The organism is Actinocrinis sp. (assembly GCF_035938995.1).
In the GTDB taxonomy this organism is placed as follows: Bacteria; Actinomycetota; Actinomycetes; order Streptomycetales; family Catenulisporaceae; genus DASZGI01.
The window spans coordinates 1-20601 of sequence record NZ_DASZGI010000021.1; the positions used below are offsets into that span (position 1 = coordinate 1).

14 protein-coding genes and 1 pseudogene are annotated in these 20601 nt (G+C 69.4%); 13 read left to right on the top strand and 2 right to left on the bottom strand.

The window, feature by feature from the left end; genetic code table 11:
• From VGZ32_RS01205 to ilvC, 5 genes and pseudogenes are all read left to right on the top strand, one after another.
• Positions 1 to 271 (top strand): annotated as a pseudogene (locus tag VGZ32_RS01205) (Asp-tRNA(Asn)/Glu-tRNA(Gln) amidotransferase GatCAB subunit B); the annotation flags it as partial.
• A 939-nt stretch (positions 272 to 1210) separates the two neighbouring features.
• The gene (locus tag VGZ32_RS01210; RefSeq protein WP_326883870.1) at positions 1211 to 3283 is read left to right on the top strand and encodes a diguanylate cyclase domain-containing protein; all 2073 of its coding nucleotides are present in this window, start codon (positions 1211 to 1213) and stop codon (positions 3281 to 3283) included.
• 323 nt (positions 3284 to 3606) lie between these two features.
• Positions 3607 to 5514, top strand: a complete 1908-nt coding sequence (locus tag VGZ32_RS01215) for an acetolactate synthase large subunit (RefSeq protein ID WP_326883871.1) — start codon at positions 3607 to 3609, stop codon at positions 5512 to 5514.
• A 4-nt stretch (positions 5515 to 5518) separates the two neighbouring features.
• Entirely contained in the window at positions 5519 to 6079 is a 561-nt protein-coding gene (gene ilvN, locus VGZ32_RS01220) for an acetolactate synthase small subunit (protein ID WP_326883872.1), read from the top strand.
• Between the two features lie 57 nt (positions 6080 to 6136).
• Positions 6137 to 7138, top strand: coding sequence for a ketol-acid reductoisomerase (ilvC, locus tag VGZ32_RS01225; protein ID WP_326883873.1), 1002 nt, complete (start codon positions 6137 to 6139; stop codon positions 7136 to 7138).
• Between the two features lie 164 nt (positions 7139 to 7302).
• Here the strand turns inward: ilvC and VGZ32_RS01230 are convergent, their stop codons facing one another.
• Positions 7303 to 7779, bottom strand: a complete 477-nt coding sequence (locus VGZ32_RS01230; protein ID WP_326883874.1) for an Lrp/AsnC family transcriptional regulator — start codon at positions 7777 to 7779, stop codon at positions 7303 to 7305.
• A gap of 60 nt (positions 7780 to 7839) precedes the next feature.
• Between VGZ32_RS01230 and VGZ32_RS01235 the strand changes: the two genes are divergently transcribed.
• From VGZ32_RS01235 to VGZ32_RS01270, 8 genes are all read left to right on the top strand, one after another.
• The gene (locus VGZ32_RS01235; RefSeq protein ID WP_326883875.1) at positions 7840 to 9015 is read left to right on the top strand and encodes a trans-sulfuration enzyme family protein; all 1176 of its coding nucleotides are present in this window, start codon (positions 7840 to 7842) and stop codon (positions 9013 to 9015) included.
• Between the two features lie 234 nt (positions 9016 to 9249).
• Positions 9250 to 11016, top strand: coding sequence for an ABC transporter family substrate-binding protein (locus tag VGZ32_RS01240; protein WP_326883876.1), 1767 nt, complete (start codon positions 9250 to 9252; stop codon positions 11014 to 11016).
• Between the two features lie 108 nt (positions 11017 to 11124).
• Entirely contained in the window at positions 11125 to 12102 is a 978-nt protein-coding gene (locus VGZ32_RS01245; RefSeq protein WP_326883877.1) for an ABC transporter permease, read from the top strand.
• Complete coding sequence (locus VGZ32_RS01250) at positions 12095 to 13003, top strand: ABC transporter permease (RefSeq protein ID WP_326883878.1); 909 nt, start codon at positions 12095 to 12097, stop codon at positions 13001 to 13003. Before VGZ32_RS01245 ends, VGZ32_RS01250 begins: the two co-directional genes overlap by 8 nt.
• Entirely contained in the window at positions 13000 to 14208 is a 1209-nt protein-coding gene (locus VGZ32_RS01255; protein WP_326883879.1) for an ABC transporter ATP-binding protein, read from the top strand. Before VGZ32_RS01250 ends, VGZ32_RS01255 begins: the two co-directional genes overlap by 4 nt.
• Positions 14205 to 15260, top strand: coding sequence for an oligopeptide/dipeptide ABC transporter ATP-binding protein (locus VGZ32_RS01260; RefSeq protein WP_326883880.1), 1056 nt, complete (start codon positions 14205 to 14207; stop codon positions 15258 to 15260). Before VGZ32_RS01255 ends, VGZ32_RS01260 begins: the two co-directional genes overlap by 4 nt.
• A gap of 535 nt (positions 15261 to 15795) precedes the next feature.
• On the top strand, positions 15796 to 16824 hold the full coding sequence (locus VGZ32_RS01265; protein WP_326883881.1) for a LacI family DNA-binding transcriptional regulator: 1029 nt from the start codon (positions 15796 to 15798) through the stop codon (positions 16822 to 16824).
• 402 nt (positions 16825 to 17226) lie between these two features.
• Positions 17227 to 19209 carry a ferredoxin reductase family protein gene (locus VGZ32_RS01270; protein WP_326883882.1) on the top strand — a complete coding sequence of 661 codons (1983 nt, stop codon included), beginning with the start codon at positions 17227 to 17229 and terminating at the stop codon, positions 19207 to 19209.
• A 168-nt stretch (positions 19210 to 19377) separates the two neighbouring features.
• Here the strand turns inward: VGZ32_RS01270 and VGZ32_RS01275 are convergent.
• Positions 19378 to 20601: alpha-galactosidase (locus tag VGZ32_RS01275; protein WP_326883883.1), on the bottom strand; the 1224-nt coding region annotated here is incomplete at its 5' end.

The following is a 20601-nucleotide window of genomic DNA, read 5'->3' on the forward strand; positions in this document are numbered from 1 at the left end:
GCTCGCAAGGCAGGTGGTCGAAGGCGTGCTCGCAGGGGAGGGCGACCCGGACACGGTCGTCGCACAGCGCGGCCTGAAGGTGGTCTCGGACGACACGGCACTGCTCGCCGCGATCGACGACGCCATCGCAGCCAACGCCGCAGTCGCCGACAAGATCCGCGGAGGCAACCACGCCGCCGCCGGAGTCCTCATCGGCGCGGTGATGAAGGCCACCCGCGGCCAAGCCGACGCCGCCCGCGTGCGCGAACTGGTGATCACCCGGCTCTCCTGACAAGCACGCTCCCGGGCAGCCGTCCAGGACGACCTGACGCTCAGGTCGTCCCGGACGGCCAGCAGCGACGGGGCTGGCGGCGGCCCGGCGCCGCAGCGCGCCCCGTCGGCGTGATGGGGCGCGTGGCTCGTCGGCTTCGAGGCGCAGTGGGTCGCTGCTCTGCAACGACCCCGGTCGGCGTGGCCGGTCGCGCGGGGTGTCCGTGTGTCCTCGCGACGCGGCGATGCCGGGCCGTCGGCTCGGCTTCAGGGGTGCGCGCCGCTCCGAGCGGCGGGCGGGTGCGTGCGTCGTCCCAGTCGGGCGCGCCGACTCGGGTGTCGTGATGAGTCGTGATGCTGCGTCGGGTCCTCGGCTCAGCGCGGCGGGCGACCGCCGCACCGCGCTGGGGTCCGTCGGCGCACCACGCTGGAGCCTTCGTCCGTGCAGAAGTCGCTGCGCTGCGCTGCGATCCTGGCGGCGCGGTGCCGCGTTACGCGGCGCCATCGCGCGGTATTCGCCGCAGTCGCGTAGCGGCCATCGCCGTGCCTTCGCAGCCCGCCTCTTTTCCCTAGACTCGCGACCGCTGCCGCTCGTCCGCATGCACGTGCCCTCACTCGCGCAACCCATTCGCCCTGTCCTGCCGCTCGTCGGCATGCGCGGCCTCGCCCGCGCAGCTATTCGCTCCGCCCCGCCGCGCACATCGGCGCGGCTCCGCCTCCGCCCCTGATCCCGTTTGCGTCCGACCCCATCTCCGTCCCCGCCACGTTCGCGCCCGACCCGTCACCGTCCCCGTCTCCGCGCCCGCCCCGTCGCCCCGGCCACCTTCCGCGCCTGGCGGTGGCGCGCGGCCGAGCGCCCATTGTGATGAATGGGAAACGATTTCCTGGCATCACTACTCAGCGCACAGTCTTGGTGCCGTACAGTGATGAGCGCGCCTTTCGGGACGAGAGAACCTGGACGATGGCCGCCATTCGCAACCGCAGTGTCGCCGGAAACGGCTCCGGCTCTGGCTCCGCCCCCGGCAGCCGCATGGCCGCGCGCCCCGGCCCCGCTGCTGGGGTGACCCTTACCCCGGCGGTCACTGCGATCGCCGCCGTCTTCGCTGTCGGCGCGATGTACACCGCCGGCTCGGTGCTGCACTGGGGTGCGGCTGCGAATCCCGGTTCGTCGCCTGACTCGGGCGGCTCGCACACCCTCGCTGATGTCATGGGTGACTTCGGCCTGTCCGCTGTCGCCGCCGCCGCCGCGGTCTCCTGCACCGCCCGTTCCTTCACCATGCGCGGCCGGCTGCGCGTCTCCTGGCTGCTCTTCGCCGCGTCCGCGCTCGTCGCAGGGCTCGGCAACGCGGTCTGGGGCTGGTACGAGATCGTCCTGCACTACCCGCCGCCGTCGCCTTCCCTCGCGGACTGGGTTTTCCTCTTCTTCGGCCCCTTTGCCATAGCCGGCACCCTGGTGCACCACCGCGGCCCTGGCACCTCGCTCGGCTGGTTCAAGCTGCTGCTCGACGGGCTCATGATCGCCGGGGCGCTGTTCACCGCCGGCTGGGGCGTCGCCCTCGCCAAGGATGCCGGCGAGGACGGTTCCTCCCCGCTGCGCGTCGCCCTCGCCCTGGCCTATCCGGTCTTCGACATCCTCCTGGTCAGCCTGGTCATCGCGGTCCGTTCCCGCGGCGGTCGGCGGGACGGGGCGTCGATGGCCACGCTGCTCGTCGGGTACTCCACCATCGTCGTTGCCGACGCCATCTGGACCGTCCCGGCCGTGCGGGCCAGCTACACCTCCGGGGAACTGCTCGACTCCGGCTGGTTCGTCGGCTATCTGCTGCTCGCGGTCGCGCCGTGGATGAGCTTCTGGACCCGCGAGGCCACCCGGCACAAGGCCCCGCGCGGCCTGCACGTCACACTCGTCGCGGGCGTCCGGCGCACCCTTGGCCTCGTCGGGCTGCTGTTCCCCTATGCCGCCGGGGCGATCTGCCTGGCCGGGATTCTGGTCGACGGCTTCACCGGCGACCACCGCGTCCAGCCGGTGCTCCTCGCCGCGGGCGGCACCGTCCTCGCCGCGCTGGTCATCCGACAGGGCGTCACCCTCCTCGACAACCACCGGCTCACCAGCGAACTCGCTGTGCGCGAGGACCACTTCCGCTCCCTCGTCCAGGGCTCCAGCGACGTCATCATGACGGTCGGGCCCGACGGGCTGCTCGGGTACATCTCGCCCGCGATACGCCACGTCTTCGGCTACGAGCCCCAAGATCTCGCCGACAAGTCCCTCTACCGGCTGGTCCACCCGGACGACCGCGAATCCGTCGCCCACGCGATCGAGCGGTTCCTGGCCGGGTCCGCCGTCTCCGCCTGCGCGATGTGCCGCATCCGCGCCGCCCAGCCGCTCCCGCCGGGCGACGGCGACGGCACCGCGCTCTGGCGGAACGCCGAGTGCACGCTCACCCGGCACCGCGGCGGCCTGGTTTTCACCTGCCGCGACGTCAGCGACCGGATCGCGCTCCAGCAGCAACTGGCCTACAACGCCTATCACGACTCGCTTACCGGCCTACCGAACCGCGCGCTGTTCGCCGAACGGCTCGAGCAGGCCGTCGCGCAGCGGCCGTCCACGGCGCATCCGGTGGCGGTCCTCTTCCTCGATCTCGACTGGTTCAAGGAGGTCAACGACGTCGGCGGCCACGCCGCCGGCGACGAGCTGCTCATCGAGGTCGCCGCCCGACTGCGCGCCTCGGTGCGCTCCGGCGACACGGTCGCCCGGTTCGGCGGGGACGAGTTCGCCGCGCTGGTGCACTGCGGTGCCGACGGCCGGGCCGCCCGCGACGTCGCCGACCGCCTGCTCGCCGCGCTCACCCGTCCGTACGGACTATCCGCCGGCACCTTCGTGATCGGGGCGTCGATCGGCGTCGCCTACTCCAGCGCGGGCGCGACCGCAGCCGAGCTGATGCGCGAGGCGGACCTCGCCATGTACGACGCGAAGGCCGGCGGGAAGGGGCGCGCCGCGGTACGCGAGACGGCGCCGCTCAGCCGCCCGGCGCCGTGAAACGCCGCACCTCGCCGCCCACCTATCGATGCACGTACTGATCCACACACCCGATTATCATGAGATCGGCTGTCCGAATGGCGAGACCGCGCGCCACCCGGCTTGACGGCGCCCCGGAACGCGCGAGAAGGTCGGCTTCATGTGGATTGCCTTCGCTCACCTCAGACGTGAGCTCGTACTTGGCCAGCGCGCCGGCTAGCGGACCCTCCGGGGCTCCAAAGCCAGCGCGCATCCCTCGGTTGCCCTGATGGGCCGGGGGATTTTTTGTTGGCCTCGAATAGTACGCCGGGCCGCGGCCCGGACCGAGCGAGAGAAGTCAGACCATGACCGAGCAGGCCAGAGCGGCGGCCCCGAACCACTCCCCGGCGAACCACCCCGCGCCGCAGCACCCGGCACCCCACCAACCAACCCCCGGCCAGCACGCCGCCGCCGGTCGTGCGACCGGCACCGGCACCGCGGCCGGTGTCCAGGTCACCGGCGCCCAGGCCCTCATCCGCGCCCTCGAGGAATCCGGCGTCGACACCATCTTCGGCTACCCCGGCGGCGCGATTCTCCCGGCCTACGACCCGCTGCTCGACTCCAAGCGCGTGCGGCACATCCTGGTGCGGCACGAGCAGGGCGCCGGGCACGCCGCCACCGGCTACGCGCAGGCGACCGGCAAGGTCGGCGTCTGCATGGCGACTTCAGGACCCGGCGCGACCAACCTGGTCACCCCGATCGCCGACGCGCACATGGACTCGGTGCCGCTGGTGGCCATCACCGGCCAGGTCGCCTCCGGCTCGATCGGCACCGACGCCTTCCAGGAAGCCGACATCTGCGGCATCACCATGCCGATCACCAAGCACAACTTCCTGGTCACCCGCCCGGAGGACATCGCGCGCACCGTCGCGGAGGCCTTCCACATCGCCTCGACCGGCCGCCCCGGCCCGGTGCTCGTCGACGTCGCCAAGGACGCGATGCAGGCGATGACGACGTTCCGCTGGCCGGTGGAGATGGACCTGCCCGGCTACCGCCCCGTCTCCAAGCCGCACGCCAAGCAGATCCGCGAGGCGGCCCGAATGATCGTCGAGTCCCGCCGCCCGGTGCTCTACGTCGGCGGCGGCGTGCTCAAGGCCCGGGCCACCGCGCAACTGCGGGCGCTGGCCGAGCTGACCGGCGCCCCGATCGTCACGACCCTGATGGCCCGCGGCGCGTTCCCGGACAGCCACCCGCTGCACCTGGGCATGCCCGGGATGCACGGCACCGTCGCGGCGGTGACGGCGCTTCAGAAGTCCGACCTGATCATCGCCCTCGGCGCGCGCTTCGACGACCGGGTCACCGGCAAGCTGTCCTCCTTCGCCCCCGACGCGAAGATCGTGCACGCCGACATCGACCCGGCCGAGATCTCCAAGAACCGGGTCGCCGACGTGCCGATCGTGGGCGACTGCGCCGAGGTCATCACGGACCTGGCCGCCGCGGTGCGGGCGGAGAACGCGGCCGGCCGGGTCGGCGACTACGCGGCCTGGTGGTCGTCGCTGGACAGCTGGCGCACCCACTACCCGCTCGGCTACGAGACCGTGAAGGGCGAGCTGGCCCCGCAGTTCGTGATCGAGCGGCTGGGCAAGATCGCCGGACCCGAAGCGATCATCGCCACCGGCGTGGGGCAGCATCAGATGTGGGCCGCGCAGTTCATCGGCTACGAGCACCCGAACACGTTCCTGAACTCCGGCGGCGCGGGCACCATGGGTTACGCGGTCCCGGCGGCGATGGGCGCGAAGGTCGGCCGCCCGGACGCCACCGTGTGGGCCATCGACGGCGACGGCTGCTTCCAGATGACCAACCAGGAGCTGGCCACCTGCGCGATCAACGACATCCCGATCAAGGTCGCGATCATCAACAACGGCACGCTCGGCATGGTCCGCCAGTGGCAGACGCTGTTCTACAACCAGCGCTACTCGCACACCACCCTGGGCGGGGAAACGGCCGCACCCGGCCGCGGCGAACCGAGCCGCATCCCCGACTTCGTCAAGCTCGCCGAGGCTTACGGCTGTGTCGGCCTGCGCTGCGAGTCGCCCGACCAGGTGGACGCGACCATCGAGAAGGCCATGGCCGTCACGGACGCGCCGGTCGTGGTGGACTTCGTCGTGCACCAGGACGCGATGGTCTGGCCGATGGTCCCGGCCGGCGTGTCCAACGACGAGATCCTGGCGGCGCGCGGCCAGCGCCCCGACTTCGGCGACGGAGAGGAATAGGGCGATGAGCACCCAGACCCATGCCGGGGCGGCCCACCCGTCCCAGACGCACACCCTGTCCGTCCTGGTCGAGAACAAGCCCGGCGTCCTGGCCAGGGTGGCGGCGCTGTTCTCGCGGCGCGGCTTCAACATCGAGTCGCTGGCCGTCGGGCCGACCGAGTACGCCGAGATCTCCCGCATCACCCTGGTGGTCAACGTCGAGGACCATCCGCTCGAACAGGTCACCAAGCAGCTCAACAAGCTGGTCAACGTGCTGAAGATCGTGGAGCTCGAGTCGGCAGCCTCGGTGCACCGCGAGCTGCTCCTGGTGAAGGTGCGCGCCGACGCCGCCGAGCGTCACCAGGTGCTGGCCACCATAGGGCCCTTCGGCGCGCGGGTGGTGGACGTGTCGGTGGACTCCCTGGTGATCGAGTGCACCGGCGACGCCCCGAAGCTGGAGGCGATGCTGCGCGTCCTTGAGCCGTTTGGGGTCAAGGAGCTAGTGCAGTCCGGCATGGTGGCCATAGGCCGCGGTCCGCGCTCGATCACCGACCGCACGCTGCGCTCGGTCGAACGCGCCGCCTGAAGTTGGAAACCTGTCAACCAGACATCCGAAGCAGTCGAGAGCGAAAGAGTTCAGCGAATGGCAGTTGAGATGTTCTACGAGGACGACGCCGACCTCTCGGTGATCCAGGGGCGGCACGTCGCGATCCTCGGCTACGGCTCGCAGGGTCACGCGCACGCGCTCTCGCTCCGGGACTCCGGCGTGGACGTGCGTGTCGGCCTGCATGAGGGCTCGAAGTCGCGGGCGAAGGCACAGGAGCAGGGGCTGCGGGTGGTCACCCCGGCCGAGGCCAGCGAAGAGGCCGACCTGATCATGATGCTGGTGCCGGACCCGGTGCAGCGCAAGGTCTACCAGGAGTCCGTGCTGCCGAACCTGGCCGAGGGCGACGCGATCTTCTTCGGCCACGGGCTGAACATCCGCTACAACCTGATCACCCCGCCGGAGTTCGTGGACGTCGGGATGGTCGCCCCCAAGGGCCCCGGCCACCTGGTGCGCCGCCAGTTCAACGACGGCTTCGGCGTGCCGTGCCTGGTCGCGGTCGAGCAGGACGCATCCGGCAAGGCGCTGGAGCTGGCGCTGAGCTACGCCAAGGGCATCGGCGGCACCCGCGCCGGCGTCATCAAGACCACGTTCAAGGACGAGACCGAGACCGACCTGTTCGGCGAGCAGGTCGTGCTCTGCGGCGGCCTCGAGGAGCTGGTCAAGGCCGGGTTCGAGACGCTGACCGAGGCCGGCTACGAGCCCGAGATCGCCTACTTCGAGTGCCTGCACGAGCTCAAGCTCATCGTGGACCTGATCTACGAGGGCGGCCTGAGCAAGATGAACTGGTCGATCTCGGAGACGGCGGAGTGGGGCGGCTACAAGTCCGGCCCGCGCATCGTCAACGACGCGACCCGCGCCGAGATGAAGAAGATCCTCAGGGAGATCCAGTCCGGCGAGTTCACCGAGAAGTGGATGGCCGAATACGACGGCGGTCTCGACGAGTTCAAGAAGTACTACGACGCCACCACCAACCACCCGGTGGAGCAGGTCGGCAAGCGCCTGCGCAAGCTGATGTCGTGGGTCGACGCCGAGGCGTAACGGCGGACCCGTCGCTCGACCGAAACGCCCCAGCCTCGCCCGGCTCGCTGCCGGGCGAGGCTGTTTCGGTTCCCCGCCTGGGCATGTGCGCACGACCACATATGGCATGAGCACGACCGGTGCGGTATCAACCGCCGAGACGATCGTGGTCCCGACGATTCGTATCAGCCCTCGAATGGCGTTAGCGGAGACCCCTTCCAGGTCGAGAAGATCAGATGGGTCTCCACGCGGGCGACTTCGGGGCGGGCGGTGAACGCGTCGAGCACGAGCCGTTGGAGGTCCAGGCTGCTGCCGCAGGCCACGTGGACGACGAAGTCGCTGGGGCCGGTCACGTGATGGACGGCCCGCACCTCTGGCAGCGAGCGTACGTGGGTGATGAAGGGATCGATGACAGGGCGCGCGTGCGGCTGTAGCTGGACGTCGAGCAGCGCCTCGATCGCCCGCCCTATCGCTGCCGGGTCCACGTCGACGCTGAATCCGGTGACGACCCCGGTCCGCCGCAGCCGGTCGACCCTGCTCATGCAGGTGGACGGCGCGACGCCGACCGCCGCCGCCAGGTCCTTGTTCGCGATCCGACCGTTGTTCTGAAGGCTTCGCAGGATCGCCTTGTCGATCGAATCGAGGACAACTTTTTCGCTCATACACCGAATATAAAACGAGATCTCTCGTACTTCTTCGTATCCGCGTGCGATCCTGCGCCCGTGACCACGAGTTCCCGAGCTCAAGCCCGAGCATTCGCCACCCGCGCGGTGCACGCGGGCCGCGAGGACCTGACCGATCTCGGTGTCCACGCGATCCCGATCGACCTCTCCACCACGTACCCGTCGCGCGACAGCCTCGGTGAGGCGGCGCGCTTGGACATCATGGGTACCGGGGAGCAGGTCCCCGGCTTGCCGCTGTACGGGCGGCTGGGCAATCCGACGGTAGCCCGGTTCGAGGCGGCGCTCGCGGAACTGGAAGGCTGCGAATCAGCAGTCGCATTCGCGAGCGGTATGGCCGCGTTGACCGCCTGCATCCAGGCTGTCGTCACCGCGGGGAAGCCGCACGTCGTGGCGGTGCGCCCGCTCTACGGAACCAGCGACCACCTGCTCGACTCCGGCCTGCTCGGCAGCACGGTGACGTGGGCGCAGCCGCACGAGGTTGCCGCGGCGATCCGACCCGACACCGGCCTGGTGATTGTCGAGACGCCGGCCAACCCGACGTTGGCCGAGGTCGACCTGCGAGCCCTTTCAGAGGCCTGCGGACCGGTGCCGCTGCTGGCCGACAACACCTTCGCCACCCCGGTTCTTCAGCGCCCGGCCGAGCACGGCGCCGGCATCGTGCTGCACAGCGCGACCAAGTTCCTCGGCGGACACGGCGACGTGATGGGCGGGGTCGTGGCGTGCGATGAGCAGTTCGCTCGCGCGCTGCGGCAGCTGCGGTTCGTCACGGGGGCGGTGCTCCACCCGCTGGCCGCCTACCTGCTGGTGCGCGGACTGTCCACGTTGCCGATCCGGCTCACGACCTCCTCGGCCACCGCCGCCGAACTAGCCGATCGACTGACCAGGCACCCCAAGGTTTCCAAGGTCCACTACCCCGGCCTCGAGCCGCGTCGCCCAGCCGACCAGATGACCAGTGGCGGAGCGATGGTCTCCGTGGAGATCGACGGCGACCCGCATTCGGTCATCGGCGCGGTCCGGCTGATCACCCCCGCGGTGAGCCTCGGCAGCACGGACACGCTCATCCAGCACCCCGCCTCGATCAGCCACCACATCGTCGCGCCCGAAGACAGGGCGGCGAGCGGCGTCAACGACCGGTTGCTGCGGATCTCCGTCGGTCTCGAGGACGTCGAAGACCTCTGGGACGACCTCGATCACGCACTCAAGGCCGCCGACTGACGTCGCCATAAAGCTGAGAGGCAACGCCCACTACGGCGGCTACCGGGTCAACGCCGTTGACGCCACTGACAGTCAGCACACCGATCCGTCGCGGGCGAGCGGAGCGCGCTCGTACGCTCACTGCGGCTCGCCGGGGCGTCACACATTAGGGGGTATTGCCGGGCGTTTCGTTGGCCTTGGTCCTAGTTTGGCCTCAAGCGCATGACGAGGGCTAACGAGGGCTAAGGAGTTCGGATGTCCGTGTCCGGGCAGTGGCGATGCAGACGGGCTGCGGCGTGGATGGCGGCGGGCGCGGTGGCGCTCGCGCTCGGACTCGGCGGCTGTGGCGGCTCGAGCGGGAGTGCGGGGAGCGGCTCCGCTGCCGACACGAACCTGGCCGGCACTTCGGCCGCGGACACCTTCAACAGCGCGACGGTCGGCACCACCGGCAAGATCACCTGGACCATCGAGAAGACCGTCCAGAACTGGAACCTGCTGTCCGCCGACGGCAACACCTTCGACTACGGCCAGGTGCTCAACGGGGTCTATCCGTCCACGTTCATCTCCAACCCGTCCTACGCGGTCACGATGAACTCGGACCTGCTCGACAGCGCCACCGAGACCTCGACCTCGCCCGAGACGATCACCTACAAGATCAAGCAGAACGCGGTCTGGTCCGACGGCACGCCGATCGACGCCTCGGACTTCGTCTACGCCTGGCAGGTGCAGAACGGCGCCGACGCGAACATCCCGGTCGCCTCCACCACCGGCTACCAGAACATCCAGTCGGTCACCGGCTCCGACAACGGCAAGACCGTGACCGTGGTCTACAAGACCACCTTTCCGGACTGGAAGTCGCTGTTCGGCCCGCTCTATCCGGCGCACATCGCCAAGCAGCACGGCAACGACGAGGCCTCCTTCGCCTGGTTCGGCTCGAACCCGCCGGTCGTCTCGGGCGGCCCGTTCGTCGTCGGCAGCGTCTCCTCGGACAAGACCTCCGTCATCCTCAACAAGAACCCCCGGTACTACGGCTCGCCCGCGCACGTCGACCAGATCGTCTTCCGCGCCATCACCGACTTCACCCAGGAGCCAACCGCCCTGCAGAACCACGAGGTCGACGGCATCTACCCGCAGCCGCAGGTGGACCTCGTGACTCAGGTGAAGAACATGGGCGGCACGGTCACGTATCACATCAACTCGGGACTGTCGTTCGAGCACATCGACTTCAACCTGAAGAACCCCGCGCTCGGCAACAAGACCTGGGGCACCACCCTGCGCACGGCGATGTTCACCGCGACCAACCGCGACGACATCATCGCCAAGACGATCAAGCAGTTCCAGTCGACCGCGACCGCGCTCGACAGCCGGGTGCTGGTCGCCAACCAGCAGGGCTACCAGGACAACGTGACCCCGTTCGGCCTCGGCACCGGCGACACCGCCAAGGCGCAGAAGCTGCTGACCGACGCCGGGTTCAAGAACGCCACTTCCGGCGGCCGGCTCACCGCCCCGGACGGCACCCCCGTTCCGGCGTTCTCGATGAAGTACACCGTCGGCAACAAGATCCGCCAGGACGAGTGCGACCTGTTCGCCGCCGACATGGCCGACCTCGGCATCGCGGTGAACGTCTCGCCGACCGACAACCTCGGCGCCACCCTCTCGCAGAGCGGCAACAACTACACCTACGACATCATCGTCTTCGCCTGGGTCGCCACCCCGTTCCCGGCCTCCAACAACCAGCCGCTCTACACCACCGGCGGCGGCTCCAACTACGGCGGCTACTCCAACGCGAACGTGGACGACTGGCTGAACACCGCGGCGTCCACCACCGACACGGCCACCCAGATCGCCGACCTGAACAAGGCCGACCAGCAGATCAGCAAGGACGCCTACACCCTGCCGCTCTACCAGAAGCCGACGTTCATCGCCTTCTACCCGAACCTCGGCAACGTCCGCGACAACACCACGCAGATCGGCCCGACCTACAACATCGGCCAGTGGGGCATCAAGACGACCTCGTCCTGAGGCCGGCCGGGGCGGTGGACCGACGCGTCCGCCGCTCCGGACGTCCGCCCAGCACCAGCTCGCGTCCCGCCGGGCGGGACGCCCGCCTCCCGAGTCTTAAGGGCAGCCTTGTTCGCGTTCGCCGTGCGCCGCCTGCTGGTGTCGATCCCGGTCTTCCTGCTGTCCACCTTCTTCGTCTTCATCCTGGTGGCCTACGGCGCCGACCCGCTCGGCCAGCTGCGGGCCAAGAACCCGCCGCCGTCGCAGGCCGTCCTTAACGCGATGGCGAACACGCTGTACCTGAACCGCGGCCTGGTCCCGCGGTACTGGCACTGGCTCACCCAGCTCATCCTGCACGGGAACTGGGGGCCGTCGATCAACTCCGGCACCGACATCGGCCAGCTGCTCGGCAGCAGCCTGACGCTCACCATGCGGCTGGTGATCCTCGCCATGATCGTCGCGGTGTTCTTCGCGATCCTCGCTGGCGTGGTCAGCGCGGTACGGCAGTACTCGAAGGTGGACTACACGATCACGCTGATCGGGTTCCTCTTCCTCTCCCTGCCGGTCTTCTGGTTCGCCATCCTGCTCAAGCAGCTCGCGATCAACTTCAACAACTCGACCGGCACGTACTTCCTGCAGACCTACGGCGCCAACACGCCCGGCGAGACCGGCTGGTCGGCGTTCAGCGACGCGATCGGCCACATCATCCTGCCGACGATCGTGCTGGCCATGACGTCCTACGCGTCCTGGTCCCGGTTCCAGCGGGCGTCGATGCTCGACGTGCTCGGCAGCGACTACATGCGCCTGGCCCGCGCCAAAGGCCTCAGCCGCCGCCGGGTGATGATCCGGCACGGCCTGCGCACCGCGCTGATCCCGCTGACCACCCAGGTCGCGCTCGACGTGGCGGCGATCCTCGGCGGCGCGGTGCTCACCGAGAACGTTTTCGGCTGGCAGGGCATGGGCACCATGCTGATCAGCGGCATCGAGGCCCAGGACACCAACGTCATCCTGGCCTGGCTGGTCGTGTCGGCGATCATCGTCATCCTGTTCAACCTCATCGCCGACCTGCTCTACGCGGTCCTGGACCCGAGGATCCGCCTTGGCTGAGACGACCACTCCGAACCGCGCGGCCGAGCGCGAGTTCACCGTCAAGGCCCGTACCCAGAGCCAGCTGATCGTCCGCCGCTTCTTCCAGCACCGGCTCGCGGTGGTCAGCCTCGTCGTGCTGATCGCGGTGGTGCTGCTGGCCTTCGTCGGCGGCGCACTGTGGAAGTACAGCTACAGCGACATCACCCCGGACAACTCGGTCCCGCCCTCCAGCGACCACCCCTTCGGCACCGACAACCTCGGCTACGACGAGTTCGCCCGGGTGCTGCGCGGAACCCAGCTCTCCATCGAGATCGCCTTCTCGGTCGCCATCATGGCCACCGTCGTCGGCACCGTCTGGGGTGCGGTGGCCGGCTACTACCGCCACGTGGCCGACTCGCTGATGATGCGCGTGGTCGACCTGATCCTGACCATCCCGATCCTGGCCGCGGGCGCGCTGCTGACCAAGAAGGTGCAGCACACCGGCTGGTGGGCGCTCGCGCTGGTCATCGCGGCGCTCTCGTGGCCCGCGGTCTCCCGGATCGTGCGCGGCCAGGCGCTGTCGCTGCGGGAGAAGGAGTATGTCGAGGCGGCCCGGGCGCTCGGGGCCAGGGACGGGCGCATCATCTTCCGCCACCTGCTGCCCAACATCGCCGGTCAGATCATCGTTGTGGTCACCATCCTGGTCGCCTCCGCGATCCTCATCGAGTCCTCGCTGTCCTACCTCGGCTTCGGCGTGCAGAACCCGGACGTGTCGCTCGGCTCGCTCATCTCCGGCAGCGACACGGCGCTGCAGGGCGGCCGCTGGTGGCTGTTCTACTTCCCCGGCATCTTCATCATCCTGATCTGCCTGTCCGTCAACTTCATCGGGGACGGGCTGCGGGATGCCTTCGACCCGACGCAGCAGAGGGTGCGCGCATGACGTCAGACTCGGCCCTCACCACCCCGGCGCGCACCGATTCGGGACCGGGCGACGCGGGGTTCGATGAAACAGGGTTCGATGAAGCGGTGCTCGCGGTCGAGGACCTCACCGTCGACTTCCCGACCCCCGACGGCGTCGTGCAGGCGGTGCGCGGGGTGTCCTACCGGCTGCGGTCGGGCGAGGTGCTCGGCATCGTGGGGGAGTCCGGCTCGGGCAAGTCGGTGACCTCGCTGGCGGTCATGGGGCTGCTGCCGCGCACTGCGCGGGTCTCCGGCTCGGTCCGGTTCCGCGGCCGGGAGCTGATCGGACTGTCCGACAACCAGATGAACGCGGTGCGCGGCAAGAAGATCGCGATGATCTTCCAGGACCCGATGACCTCGCTGAACCCGGTCTACAAGATCGGATACCAGCTGGCGGAGGCCGTGCTCGCGCACAACGACGTCAGCCGGGAGGCCGCCCGCAAGCGCGCCGTCGAACTGCTCGAGCTGGTGGGCATCCCGTTCCCGGAGAAGCGGATCGACCAGTACCCGCACGAGTTCTCCGGCGGCATGCGCCAGCGGGTGGTCATCGCGATCGCCATGGCCAACGACCCCGACGTGATCATCGCCGACGAGCCGACCACCGCGCTGGACGTGACGGTGCAGGCCCAGGTCCTCGAAGCGCTGCGGGCCGCGCAGCTCGAGACGCACGCCGCGATGGTCCTGATCACGCACGACCTCGGCGTGGTCGCGGGCCAGGCGGACCGGGTCCTGGTCATGTACGCCGGAAAGCCCGTCGAGATCGGCCCGGTCGACTCGATCTACTACGGTCCGCAGATGCCTTACACGCTCGGCCTGCTCGGCTCTCTGCCCCGGCTCGACGTGCGGTCGCAGGAACGCCTGACGCCGATCCAGGGCGCTCCGCCCTCGCTGCTGAACCTGCCGCCCGGCTGCCCGTTCACTCCGCGCTGCCCGCTGGCCCGGCCGATCTGCCAGACCGTCGAACCCGAGCTGCTCCAGGTCGCTCCCGAGCATCGCGCCGCCTGCCACTTCTCCGCCGAGCTGCGCGGCCACCCCGACCCGGCCGAGCTGTTCGCCACGACGACCGCCGACACGCAGCTGCCCGCCGAGTTCGGTGCCGCAGCGAGCACCGACGCCGTGCCCGGCCCCGGTGAAGTGCACACGGTCGGCGGCGCCATCGACACCGGCGAGGAGGAGCTTCCGTGACCGCCGCCGCACCCGCTCTCGTCGCCCCGGAGACCGGCCGACACCCGATCCTCTCGGTGCGCGACCTGGTCAAGGAGTTCCCGATCACCTCGCCCGGGATCATCCGGCGCCGAGTCGGCACCGTGCACGCCGTCTCAGGGATCTCCTTCGACCTCTTCCCCGGCGAGACGCTGGGGCTGGTCGGCGAGTCCGGCTGCGGCAAGACCACCACCTCGCGCGCGGTGCTGCACCTGCAGCCCGCGACCAGCGGCCAGGTGTTCTTCGAGGGCCGCGACGTCACCAAGATGTCCAAGAACGACCTGCGCCGGATGCGCCGGAACATGCAGATCGTCTTCCAGGACCCGTACGCGTCGCTGAACCCGCGCATCACCGTCAACGAGATCATCGCCGAGCCGCTGAAGATCCACGGCATGTGGGACGACAGCGGACCGAAGAAGGTCGCCGACCTGATGCGCACGGTCGGTCTCAATCCGGAGCACGGCAACCGGTTCCCGCATGAGTTCTCGGGTGGTCAGCGTCAGCGCATTGGTATTGCGCGGGCGTTGGCGTTGCGGCCGAAGGTGCTGGTGCTGGACGAGCCGGTGTCGGCGCTGGATGTGTCGATCCAGGCGGGTGTGATCAATCTGCTGGAGGATCTGCAGGACGAGCTGGGGTTGGCGTATCTGTTCGTGGCGCACGACTTGTCGGTGGTGCGGCACATCGCGGACAGGGTGGCGGTGATGTACCTCGGCAAGATCGTCGAGGTCGCCCCGACCACCGAGCTGTTCGAGCGGCCGCAGCACCCGTACACGCAGGCGCTGATCTCGGCGATCCCGATCCCGGACCCGCGCAAGGAGCGCGAGCGCGAGCGGATCATCCTGCAGGGCGACGTGCCCTCCCCGGCGAACCCGCCGTCCGGATGCCGCTTCCGCACCCGCTGCCCGAAGTTCCTGACCCTTTCCGAGGTCGACTCCCAAAAGTGCGTGAACGAGGAGCCCCCGCTGGTCAACCGCGGCCAGGGTCCGCAGCACGTGGCCGCGTGCCACTACGCGGAGGTCTTGTCCGTCATCTGACAGGCCGGCGAGCCGATTTCACCGCGTGTGCCGGTGTCCGCACCAGAGGGACACCGGCACACGCGCGCCCGCGTCGGTAACGCTCCAGCCCGAAAGCCGAGACGGCCTCCGAGGCCTTGCGCGGCAAGGAATGATTCACCCTCCCGTTGACGGGGAACCCGGCCAGGGGTCAAGTGACCGAGTTCCCCGCCACCGGAAAAGAGTCTGCCGCAGCAGACTCACAACTCGCTAACAGACGCCTACTCGCCTTCTACTTTCCGCGTACCGTCTTGGCGTCCGGATGGTCGATGTCCGTGATCGGTGCCGGTAGCGCGCGTGGATATCCCCCGCATCTTGACGACGCGTTTCCGGCTCGCAACGCTGGGCGCACCTTTGGAGAGCGCTCCCCGGCGCTCCCGTACGTCGGCCACCAACCCGCCCGTCCGCTCCCGGCGCTCGCGCTTCACCGTGGAGGTCACAGTTGCCCTCGCACGCCGACACCGCGCTGTCATCGAACACCGCGCTGTCATCGAACGCTGTGCCTTTGCCAGGCGCTGTGTCTCTACCTGACACCGCGCCTTCACTTGACACCGCCAAGCCGACGCTCGCCGACGTGGCCGCCCTCGCCGGCGTCTCCGAGGCGACCGCGTCCCGAGTGCTCAACGGCTCCGCACCGGTGAGCCTGAGGGCTCGCAGCCACGTCGAGGACGCGATGACGCGGCTGGGTTACGTGCGCTGGCGTGCGCCTCGGGCGCAGACCTCGCGCAGCGGGTCGGTCGCCGCGATCGTCACCGAGTCCAGCGCCCGGTTCTTCTCCGACCCTTTTTTCGCGCGCGTCCTCCGAGGAGCCTCGCGCACCCTGTCGGCGGCCGGCCTACAGCTCGCCTTTCTCGTCGTGCATGGCCGCAGCGAGTACACAGCTGCGGAGCGCTACATCAAGGGCGGCAGCGCTGACGGCGTCCTGCTCGTGTCGGCGCACGGCCGCGACCCGCTGCTGCTCACCCTCCAGGCCGTCGGCATCCCCACCGTCATGTGCGGGCGGCCCTTGGTGCCCTGCAGCGCCTCGTACGTGGATGCGGACAACGTCGGCGGGGCCCGGACTGCCGTCGACCACCTCCTGCGCGGCGGACGGCGGCGCGTCGTCACCATCGCGGGGCCGCGGGACATGGCCGTCGGCATCGACCGGCTCACCGGCTACCGCGAGACGCTGGAGGCCGCCGGACTGCCGGCGCTGGTCGGCTACGGCGACTTCTCCCACGCGTCGGGCGAGCACGCGATGACCCGGCTGCTCGAGCACCGGCCGGACCTGGACGCGGTCTTCGCGGCGTCGGACCTGATGGCCGTCGGCGCCCTGCGCGCGCTTCGCCGGGCCGGACGTCAGGTGCCGGACGACGTGGCGCTCGTCGGTTTCGACGACGACCCGATCGCCCAGCACACCACGCCTCCGCTGACCACCGTGCGGCAGCCGGTCGAGGAGCAGGGCGCGGTGATGGCCCGCCACGTCATGGCCTTGATCGAGCACGAGTCCGTCGCCGGCGCGCCGAACGAGCTGCCGACCACGCTGGTTCAGCGCGAATCGGCCTGAGAGCCGTCGAAACGAACCGAAACCCGCCATAAGAACCGTGTGTTACCGGCGCGAACGGGAAGCCCTCGGCGGCGTTGAACGGAGTCGGCGGGTTCTCCGTGTGTACGGGACGCGCGGTGCTCGTGACCGTTCCCGGACAAGGACGGGGCGGCGGCGAAAGATCGAGCGGCGCGGGCACACAAGCCTGCGCGCCGAACGATCCGCAGCCGCCGCGCTTCCCCTTCCCGGCCGGAATCGGTCAGTACCCCGATGACTGACGGATGGCAAAGCTTGTACTATTTCTGGCCCAAAGGAACTCTTCCGCGGGAACCGGTTTGGTGCAATCGCTAGGCGATCTCGATCGGGCCGCACCGTGAGCGGGCACCCCCTGCCGTTCCGGACGCCGAGAGGACGGAGTACGCGTTGACCGACCAAGCCAAGGGCGAACCAACTTGGCTGCGGGATTTCCCGTGGCTCGGAGGAGTGGCCCCGCAGTGGGTGAGGCGGCAGCAGGAGGAGCAGATCCGCCGCGAACAACAGAACGAACAACAGAAGCGGCTGGCACAGCAGTGGGCCGAGTACGACGCACGGCAGCACGCGATCCTGCAAGGGCATGTGGACGTGACAGCGACCGGGACCCACGTGGCGGTCACCGATCCGATGGACACCGCGAACAACCCGACGCTCCAAAGCCCTGCGCCACCACCCGGCCTCTACACCCCTTATCCGTATAACAACACTCCCTCACCTGCCGCGGCTCCTGCACCTCCACAGACGGACGTCCTCAACTCAGGCGCCTTCAGGACTACTGGTTCGCACCGCGCCGACTCCACGACCACCACCGGTTCGCACCGCGCCGATACCTTCAGCACCGGCGAGTTCGTTACCGGCCCGGTCAAGGTCACGCCGGAGGCCAGTGTCACCGACACCGGCCGCATCCCCCGCCAGGCGCGCCATTACCACACGCCGCTGACCGCGCTGCCTCAGGGGCGCTACGCCGCATCGGTGCAGGAGCGGCCGGGCCTGGCCCAGGTGTGGGCCGATCCGAGCTGGGCGTGGACCGCCGGCCGGCCGGCGTTCTCCCGGCACGCGCTGGCCGGAATCCTCGTCCTGCTGGCCTTTGGCGGCGGGGCCGAGGTGATCTTCCTGTGGTGGCTCCAGACCCCGTCCGCGCGGCTTCAGCACCTGTCCGACGACTACATCATGATCGCGCAGCTGACCGGGCTGCTCGGCGGCTACCTGCTGCTGATCGAAGTCGCCCTGATGGCCCGGATCCCGTGGCTGGAGCGGCGGATCGGCTCCTGGCTGGCCACACTGCACCGCGGCCTCGGCGCCTACCTCGTGGTCCTCCTGGCCGCGCACACCACCTTCGTCATCATCGGCTACTCGATGAGCCTGCAGGTGCCGGCGTCGGCCGTGGTCCAGAGCATCTTCTCGACGTACCCCTACGTCCTGATGGCCACCTTCGCCTATTTGGCCCTGCTCGCGATCGGGCTTTCCTCGCTGAAGAAGGTTCGCCATAAGCTCGGCTACGACCGCTGGCACAACGTCCACCTGATCGCCTATCCGGCCGCGGTCGGCGCGTTCTTCCACCAGGTCTTCCTCGGCGCGCAGTTCACCCGCAACGCCATGGCCAAGGACACCTGGATCGCGATGCACGTCACGGTGGCCGCGGCGATCATCCTGTATCGGATTCTGCTCCCGGCGAACCGGACGATGCGCCACCGCCTGAGGGTGGTCGGCGTCGTGGTCGAGTCGGCCGACACCGTGTCCATCTACGTCGGCGGGGTCAACATCAACCAGCTCGGCGCGCAGGCCGGCCAGTACTTCCGCTGGCGGTTCCTCGCCCGCGGCCTGTGGTACCAGACGCACCCGTTCTCCCTCTCCGCGGCGCCCACCGACGACATGCTGCGGCTGACGGTCAAGGGCGTGGGCAACTACACCCGCAGGCTCAAGCGGCGCATCCGGCCGGGCATCCGTGTCGTCGCCGACGGCCCGTACGGGGCGTTCACCTCGGACCTGCGGCGGCGCCAGCGCGTCGTGCTCGTGGGCGGCGGAGTCGGTGTGACGCCGCTGCGCGCGATCGCCGAGACGCTCGACGGCAGACCGGGCGACGTCGTCTTCCTTCAACGCGCGTCGACGGTCAACGACCTGCTCATGCGCGACGAACTGGAGCGTATGGACGCCGACGGCCGGATCAAGTTCATCCCGGTGCTCGGCAAGCGGGGCAAGACCCCGCGCCAGGACCCGATGGCCGCCCACCGGCTGCGCGAGCTGATCCCGGACCTCAAGGAACGCGAAGTCTTCATCTGCGGCTCGCCAGCGATGGCGCGCACGGCCATCAAGAACATGCGCAGGGCCGGGGTGTCCTGGCGCTGTATCCACAGCGAGCTGTTCGACTTCTGATCCCACCCGCTAATTCGGCCCGCCGCCCCTACTCCAGGGGCGGCGGGCCGATTTCTGGCTCGCTCGTTTCCCAGCCGCGCACGCCTGACGCCCGCACCTGGCGCCTGGTGCGGGCCTCAAGCGCCCTGGTGCCGTGTCGACGCTCCAGTCAGTCCGCTCGCCGTAGCCTCACGAGGAGCGCCTGAGCCGTAGCCTCACCAGGAACGCCTGCGCCGGCTTGTTCGCCAGCGCGGGCGCCGCTACGCCAACCTCCGCCAGGAACCGCCCAGTCAGCCGCAGCCCGTCCGGCTCGGGCTCCGTCGCGGCCCACAGCGGCCATGCCTCCACGGCACCGGAGACCCCACCGGGCACCGCCTCGACCGCGTACTCGGCCTCAGGATCCAGCCCGGGGAACCGGATCGGCGCGGTGCCCTCCGCCACGCTCGTGTCCATCTGCACGTACGCGAACACGCCTTCAAAGCGATCCTGTGCCACCACGCCGTGTACCCACGCGGCCGGATCGGGATGCTCGACTCGCACGACCTCGCCCGTGTGCAGTAGCGGCCGAAGTTCCTTATAGAGGGAGATCCAGGCGGCGAGCTGCTCTTGCGACCGCTCGCTCCACCGGGTGATGTCCGCCTCGACGCCGGCATGCCCGAAAAGCGCGGTGGCGCAGCGGAAGCCGAGGTCCGTCGCCCGGCCGCTGATGTGCGCGGGGGAGGAGCCGACGTGCGCTCCGATCAGCTCGTAGGGGATCAGCAGGCTGGTCCACTGCTGGATCGACTGCCGCTCGATCGGGTCGATGTTGTCCGAGGCCCAGACCCGATCGGTGCGCTCGAGGATGCCCAGATCCACCCGCGCGCCGCCAGACGAACACGACTCGATCTCCAAGCCAGGATGCCGAGCCCGCAACGTGTCGAGCAGCTGGTAGACCGCCAACGTCTGCGCGTGCGCGCCGGGGGAGCCGTCGTGCCGCGGCTCGGCCAGGTCCCGGTTGTGATCCCACTTGATGTAGTCGATCCCGTACTCAGACACCAGGGAGCTGATCCGCTCGAGCAGGTAGTCGAAGACCTCGGGCCGCGCGATGTCGAGCACCTGCTGGTTGCGATGCTCCGCGGGCAACCGCTCGGGGTCGGCCAGATACCAGTCGGGATGAGCGCGCATCAGGTCGGAGTCGGGATTCACCATCTCCGGCTCGAACCACAGCCCGAACTGCATACCGAGCGAATGCACGCGCTGCGCCAGCGGGTGCAAGCCTTCCGGCCACACCGTCTCGTCCACGTACCAGTCGCCGAGCCCCGCGTTGTCCGTGCGCCGGTGGCGGAACCAGCCGTCGTCGACCACGAAGCGCTCGATGCCCACCGCCGCGGCCTTCTCGGCCAGGTCCAGCAGCTTCTCCAGGGAGTGGTCGAA